At 67.3% G+C, this 15,787-nt stretch carries 12 protein-coding genes; 7 read left to right on the top strand and 5 right to left on the bottom strand.

Annotated features, from left to right (window positions below):
• The first annotated feature begins 4 nt into the window (after positions 1-4).
• Positions 5-2,590, top strand: coding sequence for a bifunctional aconitate hydratase 2/2-methylisocitrate dehydratase (acnB, locus tag RWO33_RS09480; RefSeq protein WP_314104611.1), 2,586 nt, complete (start codon positions 5-7; stop codon positions 2,588-2,590).
• 199 nt (positions 2,591-2,789) lie between these two features.
• Here acnB and RWO33_RS09475 read toward each other — a convergent pair whose 3' ends face one another.
• Positions 2,790-4,043 carry a LysR family transcriptional regulator gene (locus RWO33_RS09475; RefSeq protein WP_314104609.1) on the bottom strand — a complete coding sequence of 418 codons (1,254 nt, stop codon included), beginning with the start codon at positions 4,041-4,043 and terminating at the stop codon, positions 2,790-2,792.
• 101 nt (positions 4,044-4,144) lie between these two features.
• Between RWO33_RS09475 and RWO33_RS09470 the strand changes: the two genes are divergently transcribed.
• From RWO33_RS09470 to RWO33_RS09445, 6 genes are all read left to right on the top strand, one after another.
• Positions 4,145-4,816 carry a 4-carboxy-4-hydroxy-2-oxoadipate aldolase/oxaloacetate decarboxylase gene (locus tag RWO33_RS09470; protein ID WP_314104607.1) on the top strand — a complete coding sequence of 224 codons (672 nt, stop codon included), beginning with the start codon at positions 4,145-4,147 and terminating at the stop codon, positions 4,814-4,816.
• Complete coding sequence (locus RWO33_RS09465) at positions 4,809-5,864, top strand: 4-oxalomesaconate tautomerase (protein WP_314104605.1); 1,056 nt, start codon at positions 4,809-4,811, stop codon at positions 5,862-5,864. The genes RWO33_RS09470 and RWO33_RS09465 overlap by 8 nt, the downstream gene beginning before the upstream one ends.
• A 42-nt stretch (positions 5,865-5,906) precedes the next feature.
• The gene (gene dctA, locus RWO33_RS09460; RefSeq protein ID WP_145477764.1) at positions 5,907-7,220 is read left to right on the top strand and encodes a C4-dicarboxylate transporter DctA; all 1,314 of its coding nucleotides are present in this window, start codon (positions 5,907-5,909) and stop codon (positions 7,218-7,220) included.
• 78 nt (positions 7,221-7,298) lie between these two features.
• Positions 7,299-8,579 carry a carbohydrate porin gene (locus RWO33_RS09455; RefSeq protein WP_314104602.1) on the top strand — a complete coding sequence of 427 codons (1,281 nt, stop codon included), beginning with the start codon at positions 7,299-7,301 and terminating at the stop codon, positions 8,577-8,579.
• 22 nt (positions 8,580-8,601) lie between these two features.
• On the top strand, positions 8,602-9,624 hold the full coding sequence (locus RWO33_RS09450; protein ID WP_314104600.1) for an amidohydrolase family protein: 1,023 nt from the start codon (positions 8,602-8,604) through the stop codon (positions 9,622-9,624).
• Between the two features lie 11 nt (positions 9,625-9,635).
• Positions 9,636-10,511: an amidohydrolase family protein gene (locus RWO33_RS09445; RefSeq protein ID WP_314104598.1), complete on the top strand. Its 876-nt coding sequence runs from the start codon at positions 9,636-9,638 to the stop codon at positions 10,509-10,511.
• 135 nt (positions 10,512-10,646) lie between these two features.
• Here RWO33_RS09445 and RWO33_RS09440 read toward each other — a convergent pair whose 3' ends face one another.
• Genes RWO33_RS09440 through RWO33_RS09425 form a run of 4 tightly spaced genes read right to left on the bottom strand, consistent with a single transcriptional unit; the run spans position 10,647 to position 15,498 of the window.
• Positions 10,647-11,714, bottom strand: a complete 1,068-nt coding sequence (locus tag RWO33_RS09440; protein WP_145477760.1) for a chemotaxis response regulator protein-glutamate methylesterase — start codon at positions 11,712-11,714, stop codon at positions 10,647-10,649.
• On the bottom strand, positions 11,711-12,307 hold the full coding sequence (gene cheD, locus RWO33_RS09435) for a chemoreceptor glutamine deamidase CheD (protein ID WP_145477759.1): 597 nt from the start codon (positions 12,305-12,307) through the stop codon (positions 11,711-11,713). The genes RWO33_RS09440 and cheD overlap by 4 nt, the downstream gene beginning before the upstream one ends.
• A complete protein-coding gene (locus RWO33_RS09430) occupies positions 12,304-13,170 on the bottom strand; it encodes a CheR family methyltransferase (RefSeq protein WP_314104595.1) in 867 nt (288 codons plus the stop codon). Before RWO33_RS09430 ends, cheD begins: the two co-directional genes overlap by 4 nt.
• A gap of 57 nt (positions 13,171-13,227) precedes the next feature.
• Complete coding sequence (locus tag RWO33_RS09425; protein ID WP_314104594.1) at positions 13,228-15,498, bottom strand: methyl-accepting chemotaxis protein; 2,271 nt, start codon at positions 15,496-15,498, stop codon at positions 13,228-13,230.
• Between the last annotated feature and the right edge of the window lie 289 nt (positions 15,499-15,787).

Genomic DNA, 15,787 nt, shown 5'->3' with positions numbered 1-15,787 from the left:
TGTCATGTTGGAAGCCTACCGCCACCACGTAGCCGAGCGCGCCGCGCTTGGCATCCCGCCGCTGCCGCTGAGCGCCCAGCAGACGGCCGACGTCATTGAACTGCTGAAGAACCCGCCGGCGGGCGAGGCCGAGTTCCTGCTCGACCTGCTCACCCACCGCGTGCCGGCCGGCGTCGATGACGCCGCCAAGGTCAAGGCCTCGTACCTGGCCGCCATCGCCTTCGGCAGCGAAACCAACGCGCTGATCTCGCGCGAGCGCGCCACCGAACTGCTGGGCACCATGCTGGGCGGCTACAACGTCGCGCCGCTGGTGCAGCTGCTGGACGACGCCGTGGTCGGCGCGATCGCCGCCACCGCGCTGAAGAATACCCTGCTGGTGTTCGATGCCTTCCACGACGTGCAGGAAAGGGCCAAGGCCGGCAATGCCAACGCCCAGGGCGTGCTGCAGAGCTGGGCCGATGCCGAGTGGTTCACCAGCCGCCCGGAAGTGCCGCAGAGCCTGACGATCACCGTGCTCAAGGTGACCGGCGAAACCAACACCGACGACCTGTCGCCGGCCCCGGACGCCACCACCCGCCCGGACATCCCGCTGCACGCGCTGGCCATGCTGAAGAACAAGCGCGATGGCATCGAGCCGGAAGAAGACGGCAAGCGCGGCCCGGTCAAGTTCATCGAATCGCTGAAGGACAAGGGCCACCTGGTCGCCTACGTGGGCGACGTGGTCGGTACCGGTTCGAGCCGCAAGTCGGCCACCAACTCGGTGCTGTGGTTCACCGGCGAAGACATTCCGTTCATTCCGAACAAGCGTTTCGGCGGCGTGTGCCTGGGCTCGAAGATCGCACCGATCTTCTACAACACCATGGAAGATGCCGGCGCGCTGCCGATCGAGCTGGACGTGTCGCAGATGAACATGGGCGACGTGGTCGAGCTGCGCCCGTACGACGGCAAGGCGCTGAAGGATGGCCAGGTCATCGCCGAGTTCCAGGTGAAGTCGGATGTGCTGTTCGACGAAGTGCGCGCCGGTGGCCGCATTCCGCTGATCATCGGCCGTGGCCTGACCGCCAAGGCGCGCGAAGCGCTGGGCCTGGCCCCGACCGACCTGTTCCGCCTGCCGATGGACCCGCCGGATACCGGCAAGGGCTTCTCGCTGGCGCAAAAGATGGTCGGCCGCGCCTGTGGCCTGCCGGAAGGCCAGGGCATGCGCCCGGGCACCTACTGCGAACCGAAGATGACCTCGGTGGGCTCGCAGGACACCACCGGCCCGATGACCCGCGACGAGCTGAAGGACCTGGCCTGCCTGGGCTTCTCGGCCGACCTGGTGATGCAGTCGTTCTGCCACACCGCCGCGTATCCGAAGCCGGTGGACGTCAAGACCCACCACACGCTGCCGGAGTTCATCTCCACCCGTGGCGGCATCTCGCTGCGCCCGGGCGACGGCGTGATCCACAGCTGGCTCAACCGCATGCTGCTGCCCGACACGGTCGGCACCGGCGGCGATTCGCACACCCGTTTCCCGGTGGGCATTTCGTTCCCGGCCGGCTCCGGCCTGGTCGCCTTCGCTGCCGCGACCGGCGTGATGCCGCTGGACATGCCCGAATCGGTGCTGGTGCGCTTCAAGGGCAAGATGCAGCCGGGCGTGACCCTGCGTGACCTGGTCAACGCGATTCCGCTGTACGCGATCAAGTCGGGCCTGCTGACCGTCGCCAAGGCGGGCAAGAAGAACATCTTCTCCGGCCGCATCCTGGAAATCGAAGGGTTGCCGGACCTGAAGGTCGAACAGGCATTCGAGCTGTCCGATGCCTCGGCCGAACGTTCGGCTGCCGGCTGCTCGGTGCACCTGAGCAAGGAACCGATCATCGAGTACCTCACCAGCAACATCACGCTGCTGAAGTGGATGATCGCCGAGGGTTACCAGGACGCGCGTTCGCTGGCGCGCCGCATCGAGAAGATGGAAGCGTGGCTGGCCAACCCGGAGCTGCTGGAGCCGGATGCCGATGCCGAGTACGCCGCCGTCATCGAGATCGACCTGGCCGACATCCACGAGCCGATCGTGGCCTGCCCGAACGATCCGGACGACGTCAAGACGCTGTCGGACGTGGCCGGCGCGGCCATCGATGAAGTGTTCATCGGTTCGTGCATGACCAACATCGGTCACTTCCGTGCGGCCGCCAAGCTGCTGGAAGGCAAGCGCGACATCCCGACCAAGCTGTGGGTCGCCCCGCCGACCAAGATGGATGCGTCGGAGCTGACCAAGGAAGGCCACTACGGCACCTTCGGCACTGCTGGCGCGCGCATGGAAATGCCGGGCTGCTCGCTGTGCATGGGCAACCAGGCACAGGTGCGCGAGGGCGCGACGGTGTTCTCGACCTCGACCCGCAACTTCCCGAACCGCCTGGGCCGCAACTCGAACGTGTACCTGGGTTCGGCCGAGCTGGCCGCGATCTGCTCGCGCCTGGGTCGCATCCCGACCAAGGAAGAGTACATGGCCGACATCGGCGTGCTCGATGCCAGCAGCAAGGACATCTACCGCTACATGAACTTCGACCAGATCGAGGATTACCAGGACGTGGCCAAGACGGTTGCCGCCTGAGCCTGATCGCCTGATGTGTTGAACGAAAACCCCCGGTGAGAACCGGGGGTTTTTGTTTGGTCGCCCGCTTGTGACGTATCCAGGCCCTATCGCGTTCGCCAGCAATTCGTAGTGCCACGCCATGCGTGGCAACCGCGCAACGCGCGGATCAAGCATCCGAAGCCGCCATAACGCGACCCCGATACCGCCGGGGCAGTCTTCAGGGGGTCAGATAGCGGAACGGCCACGCGTTGTCTGCGTCGTGACTGCGTTCGGCGCAGACGGCGCGGAAGGTTTCCACGAACGCCTGCTGCAGGCGCGTCGGGTGCCAGTCGGCGCGGGTGGTGAGGCCGATGCGGCGGCGCAGGTCGTCGCCGGCGCTGCCGATTTCGCAGAGCAGGCCAGCGCGGCGTTCGATCACGAACTGGTCGCGTGACATCAGGGTGAGCCAGTCGTCTTCCAGCAGCAGGCCGCGGGTGATCAGCACCGAGCCGCATTCGATCCGCAGGCGCGGCGGTTCATGGCCATGCTGGCGGAACATGCGTTCCCAACGGGCGCGCACCGGCGCCCCGGTGGCGGCGATCACCCAGGGGAACGCCAGCAACCGGTCGAAGTCGAGCGGGTCGCTGCCGGCCAGCGGGTGCCCGCTGCGCGCGACAATTACCGGGTCATCGTCGAACAGGCCCTCCTGCGCGACATCGCGTACCGGCAGGGTGTCGCGCATCGCACCGATCAACAGGTCCAGGCTGCCGGCGCGCAGGTCGCCCAGCAGTTCTAGATAAGGCCCTTCGATCACATTGACCGATGCACCCGGGTGGGCGCGGGCAAAGCGCGCCAATACCTGTGGCAGCAGGATCGCGCGGGCCAGCGGCATCACCCCGAGCGTGACCTTGCCGCCCTGTTCGGAGCGGAGCAGGGCCACTTCATCCAGGCCCGCTGCCAGTTCGGACAGTGCCAGCCGAACCAGCCGCAGCATGCGGGTGGCGGCCGGGGTGGTCTGCACGGTCTTGCCGTGGCGTTCGGTCAGCGGGGTTTCGATGGCGGTACCCAGCTCATGCACGGCGCGGTAGATCGCTGGCTGTGAGATGCCGGCGCGCGCTGCAGCCAGGGTGAAGCTGCCGGCGTCATCCACCGCCACGAGTGCGCGCAGCTGGCCGAGCGTGACGCGTCGCTCAACGGCAGGCAACGCAGGCAGGCGCTGCGCACGCCGTGCCACCCGCACGCCATCGGCGATGTACCCCAATGCACGTTCGATGCGGGGCACCAGCAGTTCCGCCGCCTCCGTGGGTGCCATGCCGCCGGGTTGGCGGTCGAAGAGGGATGCGTCCAGCTGGGTCTCCAGGCGGGCTATGGCCTGGGTCAACGCGGGCTGGGAAAGATTCACGTGCGGCGCAGCGGCGCTGATGCCGCCGTGGTGGTGTACGGCGACCAGCGCATGCAGATGCTTCAGGTTCAGATCAAACGGCCGGTTCATGGATCAAATATAACCAAACCCAATGGCTGTTGCGGAAATCGATCTTGAGGGGGTGAGCGGTTGCGGGCAAGACTGCATCATCGTCATTGAAGGATGGATGGATGTCCCGCGTCGTCACCCGTGTCGAACGCGCCGCTGCCGGCGCACTCCAGGTCCTGGCCCAGGCAGGCGTGGCCACCGCACATGAGGCGCAGGGCCGCAGTGGCCTGCTGCACCCGCGGCTGCGCCCGATCTTCAGCGGCGCCCGCATTGCCGGCAGCGCCATCACCGTGTCGGTGCCCCCCGGCGACAACTGGATGATGCATGTGGCCGTCGAGCGGCTGCGCGAGGGCGATGTGCTGGTGGTGGCGCCGACCAGCGACTGTACCGACGGCTACTTCGGCGATCTGCTGGCCACCTCGGCGCAGGTGCGTGGCTGCCGTGGGCTGGTGATTGATGCCGGCGTACGCGATGTGCGCGACCTGACCGCAATGGGCTTCCCGGTCTGGAGCCGGGCGATCCACGCGCAGGGTACAGTCAAGGAGACGCTCGGCTCGGTCAACGTGCCGGTGGTGTGCGGCGGCGCGCTGGTCCACCCCGGCGACGTGGTGATCGCCGACGATGACGGCGTATGTATCGTGCCGCGTGCCGATGCGGCACGTGTCGCCGCCGAATCCCAGGCGCGCGAGGCGCGCGAGGCGGAGAAACGCGAACGCCTGGCCAAGGGCGAGCTGGGCCTGGACATCTACGCCATGCGCGAGCGCCTGGCGACCAAGGGCCTGCGCTATGAGTAAGGGCGTGCCCGCCATGTGGATGCGCGGTGGCACGTCCAAGGGCGGCTATTTCCTGGCCAGCGACCTGCCTGCCGATGCGGCCGCGCGCGACGCCTTACTGCTGCGCGCCTACGGCTCGCCGGACCCGCGCCAGATCGATGGCATGGGCGGCGCCGATCCGCTGACCTCCAAGGTGGCGGTGGTATCGCCGTCCGCGCGGCCCGATGCCGACGTCGAATACCTGTTCCTGCAGGTATTCGTCGACCAGGCGGTGGTGAGCGATGCGCAGAATTGCGGGAACCTGCTTGCCGGCGTCGGCCCGTTCGCGCTTGAGCGCGGATTGGTGCAACCCAGCAGCGGAACCACCGACGTGCGCATCTTCATGGTGAATACCGGCAAGGTGGCGACTGCCAGCGTGCAGACGCCGGGTGGCGAGGTGCGTTACGACGGAACGGCGCGGATCGACGGTGTGCCGGGGTCGGCGGCGCCGATCCCGCTGAGCTTTGCCGACATCGCCGGTTCCAGCTGCGGTGCGCTGCTGCCGACCGGTAGGGCGGTGGATGAGATCGATGGGGTAGACGTTACCCTGATCGACAACGGCATGCCGTGCGTGGTGCTGCGCGCCAGCGATGTGGGCGTGAGCGGGTACGAAGACCGCGCCACGCTGGATGCCGACGACACGCTGAAGGCGCGACTGGAGGCGATCCGCCTGCAGGCCGGGCCGTTGATGAACCTCGGCGATGTCAGCGCGCAGTCGGTGCCCAAGATGATGCTGGTGGCTGCCCCGCGCGACGGTGGCGCGATCTGCGTGCGTTCGTTCATTCCTCATCGCTGCCACGCCTCCATCGGCGTGCTGGGCGCGGTCACCGTGGCTACGGCCTGCCTGCTGCCCGGTTCACCTGCGAGTGCCCTGGCGGTGGTGCCCGACGGCAGCCGCCTGCAGCTGGACATCGAACACCCCAGCGGCAGCACCGGCTGCGTGCTGGAACGCGATGCAGACGGGCAGGTGGCCGCAGCGGCCATCCTGCGCACCGCCCGAAAGCTGTTCGACGGCGTGCTGTTCGACTGAATACGCGCGACGTCTCTATTCTTATGACCTGGGAGGGTTGTCATGACTGTTGTTGAGAAGCGGCAGGGCCGCTTCGGCGTCTTCGGCCAATTGTGGTTCCAGGTGCTGGCCGGCACCATCATCGGCGTGGTGCTGGGTTGGCTGCAGCCGGACTGGGGTTCGGCGATGAAGCCGTTCGGCGATGCCTTCATCAAGCTGATCCGGATGATGATCGGCCCGATCATCTTCGTGACGGTGGTGCACGGCATCGCCGGCATGCGCGACATGCGCAGCGTGGGTCGGCTCGCGCTGAAATCACTGATCTATTTCGAGGTGATCACCATCCTGGCGCTGATCGTGGGCCTGGTGGCGGTGGATCTCTGGCAGCCCGGCGCCGGCATGAACATCGACCCGGCCACCATCGACATGGCCAGCATCCAGGGCTATGTGCATACCGCGCACGACCAGTCGATCGTGTCGTACGTCATGGCGATCATCCCCAACACGCTGGTCAGTGCGTTCACTGAAGCGCACGTGTTGCAGGTGCTGTTCGTGGCGGTGCTGTTCGGCGTGGCGTTGGCCTCGATCGGTGAGCGCGGCGCGCCGGTGATGAAGGTGATCGAAGGCACCTCTGCTGCGCTGTTCAAGATCATCGGCTATGTCATGTATTTCGCGCCGATCGGTGCGTTCGGTGCCATCGCCTTCACCGTGGGCCAGTTCGGCGCCGGTTCGCTGCTGTCGCTGGGTGAGCTGATCATCGAGTTCTTCGTGGTCTGCGCGGCGTTCACGGTGTTCGTGCTGGGCGCGGTGTGCTGGTGGACCGGCGCCAGCCTGTGGCGGCTGCTGGCCTACCTGCGCGATGAAATCGTGATCGTGGCGGCCACCACCTCCACCGAAACCGTCCTGCCGCGCCTGATCGAGAAGATGAAGAAGCTGGGCTGCGAAGAGGGCGTGGTGGGTTTCGTGATTCCGGCCGGCTACTCGTTCAACCTCGATGGCACCTGCCTGTACCTGACCACGGTGGCGCTGTTCCTGGCCCAGGCGACCAACACCGAGCTGACCGTGTGGCACCAGCTGGGGCTGATCGCGGTACTGCTGCTCACCTCCAAGGGCGCCGCCGGCGTGGCCGGTGCGGCGTTCGTGGTGCTGGCGGCGACGCTGGGTACCACCGGGACGATTCCGGTGGCCAGCATCGCGCTGATCCTGGGCATCCACCGCATCCTGGCCGAAGGCCTGACCTTCGTGAACCTGGTCGGCAACGCGATCGCGGTGCTGGTGATCGCCAAGTGGGAAGGCAAGCTGGACGAGAAGGTGATGGCCGAACAGATCGGCACCCGCCGCGCCCGCCTGCGCCATCTGGGCGTCCGCGAGGCCTGACCGACGCGCCGCGGGTCGCCTGCGGCGCCATCCGATTGCATTGAACCCGCTGCCCACGGCAGCGGGAAGGGAGATTCCATGTCCACCCTCCGTCACACGCCGCTGGCGCTGCTGTTGAGCGCTGCGCTGGCCGCACCGGCCGCCGCCGAGGGCACCCTGCCCAAAGGCGTCGACCTGACCCTCGATGTCGTTGGTAACGTCGCCTCCAACCCCGTAGGCGGGGTGGAGCAGGGCACCGAAGGTTCGTACTGGATCATGGCCCAGTCGAAGTTCGACCTGGACGCGCTGTTCGGCGTGCACAACACCGACGTGGACGCGCAGTGGGCCTGGTTTGCCGGGCGCAACCTGGCGCGCGAAAAGATCGGCAATTCGATCAGCGCGCAGCAGACCTGGCGGCCGGTGGCCGGTGGTCGCCTGACCCGGCTGACCGTGCGCCACCGCTTCGACAACGGCCTGAGCATCACCGCTGGCCGCGCGCCGGTGAACAGCTACTTCAACAATTCCGCGCTCAACTGCGTGTTCATGAGCAACGCCATGTGCCTCACCCCGTATGGCGCGATCACCGACCTGGGCATCACCGCGTTCCCGAACTCGTCCTGGGCCGGCATCCTGCGCTACGACGTGAATGATCGCTGGTATGTGCAGGGCGGCGCGTTCGAGTACAACAACGAGCTGAACAAGGCGGGGAAGAACGGCCTGGACTTCTCCGTGGGCGAGGGCACCGGCACCATCACGGCCTATGAGGCCGGCTACCAGACCAGCTTCGCCAATGACCGCCTGCCGCGCACCTACCGGTTGGGCATGTACCGCAACACCGATGGCGGCAAGAGCTCCTATTTCGACGCCAACGGCAACTCCGCCGCGCTGACCGGCAAGCCCACGGCGATGCAGGAGGGCGCACGCGCGGGCTGGTACGCGATGGCCGACCAGACCGTGTGGCGGGGGGAGGGCAAGCGCAACCTGGCGCTGTTCGCCCGCGCCTACGTCAACACCGGCAACGAAGCCCCGGTAGACCAGTTCGCCGCGGTCGGCTTCGTGAAGACCGGTACCTTCGCCGGCCGCGACCAGGACACCCTGGCGATGTTCGTGTCCAACACCCACTTCAGCGATGAGCAGATCGCGTTCCTGCGCGACCGCCGCGCACGCAACGGCGGCAGCGGTGCGCCGAATGCCGACGAGATCATCGCCGAGCTCAGCTATGGCTGGGCGGTGCACAAGGGCATCCGGCTGATGCCCAACCTGCAGTATGTGATCAACCCGGATCCTATCTACGCGCCGACCCGCACCACCGACATCCCCGACGCGTTGATCGTCGGCCTGCGCGTGGACGTCCACTTCGGCCAGCTGTTCGGCTGGTAATTCCTCCCCCACGAGGCCCCACATGATCATCGATTGCCACGGTCACTACACGACCGCCCCCGCCAGCCACGATGCGTTCCGCAAGGCGCAGGTGGCGCATTTCAACGACCCATCACTGCCGGCGCCGGTATACCCCACGATCAGCGACGACGAACTGCGCGCGAGCGTGGAAGGCAACCAGCTGCGCCTGCTGCGCGAGCGCGGCGCGGACATGACGATCTTCTCGCCGCGTGCCAGCACCATGGCCCACCATATCGGCGACGAGGCGGTGAGCGCGGAATGGACCCGGCGCTGCAACGACCTGATCGCGCGGGTGGTGGCGCTGTACCCGGAGACCTTCATCGGCGTGTGCCAGCTGCCGCAGTCGCCAGGCGTGCCGATCGCGAACTCGATCGCCGAGCTGGAGCGCTGTGTCAACGAACTGGGCTTCGTGGGCTGCAACCTCAATCCGGACCCGTCGGGCGGGCACTGGACCGGGCTGCCGCTGACCGACCGCGCCTGGTATCCATTCTTCGAGAAAATGGTGGAGCTGGACGTGCCGGCGATGGTGCACGTGTCCGGCAGCTGCAATGTCAATTTCCACGCCACCGGCGCGCATTACCTCAACGCCGATACCACCGCGTTCATGCAGTTCCTGCAGGGCGACCTGTTCCGTGACTTCCCGGAGCTGCGCTTCATCATTCCGCACGGCGGCGGCGCGGTGCCCTACCACTGGGGTCGCTTCCGCGGCCTGGCCGACATGCTGGGCAAGCCGCCGCTGAACGAGCACGTGATGAAGAATGTGTTCTTCGACACCTGCGTTTACCATCAGCCCGGTGTGGACCTGCTGTTCAAGGTGATCGACATCGACAACATCCTGTTCGGCTCGGAGATGGTCGGCGCGGTGCGTGGCATCGACCCGGAAACCGGGCAGTATTTCGACGACACCCTGCGCTATGTGGAAGCGCTGGGGCTGTCGGCAGCGGATCGAAGCAAGGTGCTGTCGGGCAACGCGCGCCGGGTGTACCCGAGGTTGGATGCGCAGCTGAAGGCAAGGGGGCTGTAATGGCGGATTTCGTGAAAGATGCCGATTGGCTGGATTTCTGCCCCAACCCGAGCCGTCCGGTGTTCGTGCCGCCGCCGGGCGCGGTGGATGCACATTGCCATGTGTTCGGCCCGGGGGACCAGTTCCCGTATGCGCCCGAGCGCAAGTACACGCCGTGCGATGCGGGCAAGGCGCAGCTGTTCGCGCTGCGCGATCATCTGGGGTTCGAGCGCAACGTGATCGTGCAGGCGACCTGCCACGGTGCCGACAACCGGGCGCTGGTGGATGCGCTGCGCAGTGCCGACGGCCGCGCGCGCGGCGTGGCCACGGTGCTCGATACGGTCACCGATGAAGAACTGCGCGAGCTGGACGAGGCGGGTGTACGCGGGGTGCGCTTCAATTTCGTGAAGCGGCTGGTGGATCCGAAGCCGGATGCGTACTACCACGCCATCATCGAGCGGATCGCGCCGCTGGGCTGGCATGTAGTGGTGTACTTCGAGGCGGCGGACCTGGCCGAGCGCTGGGATTTCTTCACCTCGCTGCCGACCACGGTGGTGGTGGACCACATGGGGCGGCCGGACGTGAGCCAGCCGGTGGACGGCCCGGAGTTCCAGCGCTTCGTGCGGCTGATGCGGGAGCATCCGAACATATGGACGAAGGTGAGTTGTCCGGAACGGCTGTCGCAGTCCGGGCCACCGACGTATGACGATGTGGTGCCGTTCGCACGCTACCTGGTGGAGCAGTTCCCGGATCGGGTGCTGTGGGGCACGGATTGGCCGCACCCGAACCTGAAATCGCACATGCCCGATGACGGCACGCTGGTGGATGTCATTCCGCGGATCGCGGTGACCGCCGGGTTGCAGCAGAAGCTGCTGGTGGACAACCCGATGCGGTTATATTGGGCGTGACGGTTGAGAGCGTCACGACCAACGGTCGTGACCTACCAGGTCGGGTCCGGTAGCGCACGACCGTTGGTCGTGCAGCCAGGTCGGGTCCAGTAGCGCACGACCGTTGGTCGTGCGGCGACGCGCAGCGTCGGGGCGTTACCCCCGCGCCAACGCCATCAGGCGTTCTGCGATCCGCTCCAGCGGTACCTGCTCTTCGGCGGCACCGAGCTTGAACGCGGCGCCTGGCATGCCCCAGACCACGCTGGTGGCTTCGTCCTGGACCAGCGTGGGCGCGCCGGCGTTCTTCAGTTCCAGCAGGCCACGGGCGCCGTCGTCGCCCATGCCGGTCAGGATCGCGCCGATGGCGTTGGCCCCGGCGCTTTCGGCCACGGAACGGAACAGCACGTCCACGGCCGGCTTGTGCCGGTTCACGGCCGGGCCGTCATCGATACGGCAGCGCCAGCGCGCACCGTCGCGGATCACCCGCAGGTGCTTGCCGCCGGGCGGCAGGTAGGCATGGCCGGGGAGCACGGCTTCGCCATCGCTGGCTTCGCGCACCGACATCGCCGAATGGCGGTCCAGGCGTTCGGCGAACGCGGTGCTGAAGGTGGCGGGCAGGTGCTGGGTAAGCAGCACCGCCGGGGCATCAGCCGGCATGCCCTCCAGCACCACGCGCAGCGCCTCGGTGCCGCCCGCTGAAGCCCCGATGGCGATCAGGCGATCGGTGGTGCGGAACTGCATGGAGCGCTTCGGCGTCGCGGCGATCGGGTCCAGGGTCACGCGCGGGGCGATCGGTCGGGCCAGGGTGCGCACGCGCGAGCGCGCGGCCATCTTGACCTTGCCAATGATCTCCTCGGCGTAGCCCTGCAGGCCACGGGCCACGTCCAGCTTGGGCTTGGACACGAAGTCCACCGCGCCCAGCGCCAGCGCCTGCAGGGTGGTGTCGGCGCCGCGCTCGGTCAGCGAGGAGATCATCACCACCGGCAGCGGGTGCAGGCGCATCAGGTTTTCCAGGAACGCCAGCCCATCCATGCGTGGCATTTCCACGTCCAGGGTGATCACGTCCGGGGCGAGACGCTTGATCTTCTCGCGCGCCAGCAGCGGGTCGGCGGCGGTGCCGACCACTTCGATGCCGGGGTCGCTGGCGAGGATCTCGCTCAGCATCTGCCGCACTACCGCCGAATCGTCGACGATCAAGACCCTGCAGGGTGCACCGGTGATCATTCGAACAGCTCCACGCCACCGGTGACCGGGGCCTTGGACAGGCGCGCACGCACCGCCGATTCGGTCGCGGCCACTTCGGCTTCGTGTGCGTGCGGCAGGCGCTGCACCACCACCCGGCCGGTGTCGGCGAAGAACCACACCTTGCGCGGGTGGATGCCGCACAGGTCCTCGGCCAGCACCGGGATGTGCTCGGCCTGCAGGTACTGGCGCACGAACTCGGCGTTGCGGGTGCCGACCGGGTTGCTGGTGAAGCCCTTGAGCACGTTGGCGCCGCCAAACACCTTGGCTTCCAGGCGCTTGCGGTGCGCGCCGCGCTTGAGCAGGTCGTTGATCAGCAGTTCCATGGCGTAGCTGCCGTAACGCGCCGGGGCACCGTCGCCGACATTGCCTTCGGGCAGCAGGAAGTGGTTCATGCCACCGATCTTCAGCACCGGGTCGCGCAGGCACGCGGCCACGCACGAGCCCAGGGTGGTGGTGAGCGCGGTGTCATCGTCCACCACCAGGTACTGGGTCGGCAGCAGCTTGGCGGCGGTGACCTTGAAGCGACTGTCGAAGTAGCGCATCACGTCGTCGTTGCGGGCGGCCAGGTTCATGCTGGGGCCCCGGGTGCGCGCTTGTACAGGGTGCGCCCGCAGGGCTGGATCAGGTCGGCGGCGTGCAGGTAGTTCTCCGAATGGCCGGTGTAGAGCAGGCCGTCGTCGCCCATGTGCTGGATCAGCCGCGAGAGGATCCCGCGCTGGGTGGGCTTGTCGAAATAGATCATGACGTTGCGGCAGAACAAGGCGTCGAACGGGCCGCCGACGTCGTAACGCGGAGCCAGCAGGTTGAGTGGGCGGAAGTCGATCAGCTCGCGCAGCGCCGGATGCACGCGGCACTGGCCTTCATTGGGGCCGCTGCCGCGCTGGAAGTAGCGCTTCTTGATTGCGGGATCGAGCCCGGACACGCGGTCGATGGCGTACACGCCGCGGCTGGCGGTGGCCAGCACCTGGGTGTCGACGTCGGTGGCGAGGATCCGTACCGGTGGCTTGAGCGTGCCGAACGCCTCGCAGGCGGTGATCGCCATCGAGTAGGGCTCCTCGCCGGTGGACGCGGCGCACGACCACAGCTGCAGGGTGCCGCGGCCGCTGCGCGCACGCAGTTCGGTGTCGAGCTTTTCGAAATGGTGCGGTTCGCGGAAGAACGCGGTCAGGTTGGTGGTCAGGGCGTTGGTGAACGCCTGCCACTCGTCGCCGCCCTGGCTTTCCAGCTGGTCCAGGTAGTCCTGGAAGCTGCGCAGGCCGAGCGCACGCAGGCGCCGCGACAGGCGCCCGTAGACCATGTCGCGCTTGGCCGGTGCCAGCGAAATGCCGACACGCTGGTAGATCAGGTCGCAGATGCGGCGGAAGTCGCGGTCGGCGAACTCGAATTCACGACCGTTCTGGGTGCTGGCGGAGGCAGGTGCGGTGGGCGTGGTCACGGACGGACTCGGAAGAAGGGGAGGGCGGCGGACAGCGGGGCAGAGCCCCGCTCTCGGTCAGAATTCCTGCCAGTTGCCGTCGTCGGCCGGGGTGGTGCGCGCGGCACGTGGGGCGGCGGACGGCTTCGCTGCCGACGCCTTCGCCGCGACCACCGGCTTCACGCTGCGCAGCGGCGCCGGCGGCGCCACCCGGGCGGCCACGGCGCTCACTGCCGCGGCGACCGGGTTGTCGAGGCGGAAGATCGACACTGCGTCGGCCAGCTGCGTGGCCTGTTCTTCCATGGCCCGTGCCGCAGCAGTGGCTTCCTCCACCAGCGCGGCGTTCTGTTGGGTGGTTTCGTCCATCTGCACCACGGTCTGGTTGACCTGCTCGATGCCGGCCGACTGTTCCTGCGAGGCCGCCGAGATCTCGGCCATGATGTCGTTGACGCGCTGCACCGAGGCGACGATCTCGCCCATGGTGGTGCCGGCCTGCCGGACCAGCGCCGAACCGTCGGCGACGCTGGCCACCGAGTCGTCGATCAGGCCCTTGATTTCCTTGGCGGCGCCGGCCGAGCGCTGGGCCAGGGTGCGCACTTCCGAGGCGACCACGGCGAAGCCACGGCCCTGCTCGCCGGCGCGGGCCGCTTCGACAGCGGCGTTCAGCGCCAGGATGTTGGTCTGGAAGGCAATGCCGTCGATCACCGAGATGATCTCGGCGATGCGCCGGGAACTGGCTTCGATCGCGCTCATGGTGGTGACCACCTGGCCGACCACTTCACCGCCCTGCGAGGCCACGCTGTGCGCACCGATCGACAGCTGGTTGGCCTGGCGCGCATGTTCGGCGTTCTGGCGCACGGTGGAGGTGAGTTCCTCCATCGAGGCGGCGGTTTCTTCCAGGTTGGCGGCCTGCTGTTCGGTGCGGCGCGACAGGTCGCTGTTGCCGGTCGCGATTTCGCCCGCGGCCAGGTTGATGTTGCCCGCTGCTTCCTGGATCTGGCCGACGATCTGGGTCAGCTGGGCGACGGTGGCGTTGGCGTCGTCGCGCATGGTCGCGAACACGCCCTGGAACTCGCCGTGCATGCGTGCCGTGAGATCGCCTTCGGCAATGGCCGACAGCAGCTGCGAGAGCTTGCCCAGGTTGTCGTCGCTGACCTGCATCATCGCGTTGAGGCTGGCGATCATCTGCGCAAAGTCATGGTCGAAGCGGGCGACGTCGCCACGCTGGCTGAAGTCGCCGGCGGCGGCGGCCGCACCCAGGCGCTTGATTTCTGCGTTGATGCTGGCCAGGTTGTGCTTGACCGCGTCCACGGTGGTGCTGATCGCCGCCTTCTCGCCCGGATAGCGGGCGATGTCGGCGCTGAGGTCGCCGACCGCATAGCGCTGGACCACGGCCAGCACGTCCTGCATGGTCTGCACGTGCGCGCCGACCAGGGTATTGGTTTCGTGCACCATCAGGCCGTATTCACCCGGGAACGCGGTCTCGTCCATGCGATAGCCGGTCTGGCCGGCGTCGTGCTGGCTGGCCATCTCGCGCTGGGCACCGATCACTGCGTGCAACTGCTGCTGCATGCGGCCCATGCTTTCCAGCAGGCGGCCCGGTTCGTCCTGGGCCTGCGCGCCGATGCGGGTGTCGAGCTTGCCGCGGGCGATGCTTTCGGCCACGCCGGTGGCCTGGCGCAGCGGACCGGTGATGCGGTTGCCGATCAGCCAGCTCAGGGCGAGCACCACCAGCAGAACCGCGCCACCGCTGCCGGCCATGATGCCGGTAAAGGCGAGCGCATCGTCCTGCACGTCGTCCATGTACACGCCGCTGGTGACCACCCACTGCCACGGGGCATACATGCCGGCGTAGGTGGCCTTTTCGATCAGCGCTTCGCCGTTGCCCGGCTTGGTAGTGGCGTAGTAAGTGAATCCGCCGCCGGTCTTGGCCAGGTCGACCTGCTGCAGGTACAGCGGCACGCCGTCCTTGGACAGGTAATCCTTCTGGACCTTGCCGACGCGGTCGGGCGCGAACGGATGCATCAGCAGGGTGTAATCGGTGGCCAGGACGTTGTAGTACGCCGCGTCGTTGTCGCCGCGCATGCTGTGCAGGGCCTGCAACGCCGCGCTTTTGGCCGCTTCTTCGGTGAGTTCGCCGCTGCCGGCCAGGCGCCTGTAATGGTCGAGGATGCCGTAGGTCAGTTCGACCTGGGTCTTCAGGCCTTCCTTGCGGGTCTCGGTCAGGTCCAGGTACTGGATGCGCGCGGCGATCATGGCCAGGGCGATGACACCCAGGGCGATCAGCGCGGTGAGCAGGTTCAGCTTGCCTCGGACGGAGAGGTTGGAGAAGCGACTGGAAAGATTCATGGGCGTGAGGATCTTCTTCAAAGCGGGGGCGTGCAGCGGTGCCAGGAGTGCGGCGCGCGACCGGCAGGCCAGCGCAGACGAACGTAGTGACGCATGGGAGATATCGGCCGCAATGCCGGGGTATTGAGGCGGTGGAACTGAGCGTGTTCAGCTGCAGACATGCAAAGGCCCCGATGCCGGAACATCGGGGCCTTGCGTTTCCGCTGCGGGAGCCTGCCGTGCGGCTTAGAACTCCTGCCAGTCGCCTTCGGCAAGTTCGGCGGCGACCGCGCGGCTGGTCGGCTTGCGT

This window comes from uncultured Stenotrophomonas sp., assembly GCF_963519925.1.
GTDB classification, from domain to species: domain Bacteria; phylum Pseudomonadota; class Gammaproteobacteria; order Xanthomonadales; family Xanthomonadaceae; genus Stenotrophomonas; species Stenotrophomonas maltophilia_AE.
This window is presented reverse-complemented; position numbering and strand designations above follow the sequence as displayed.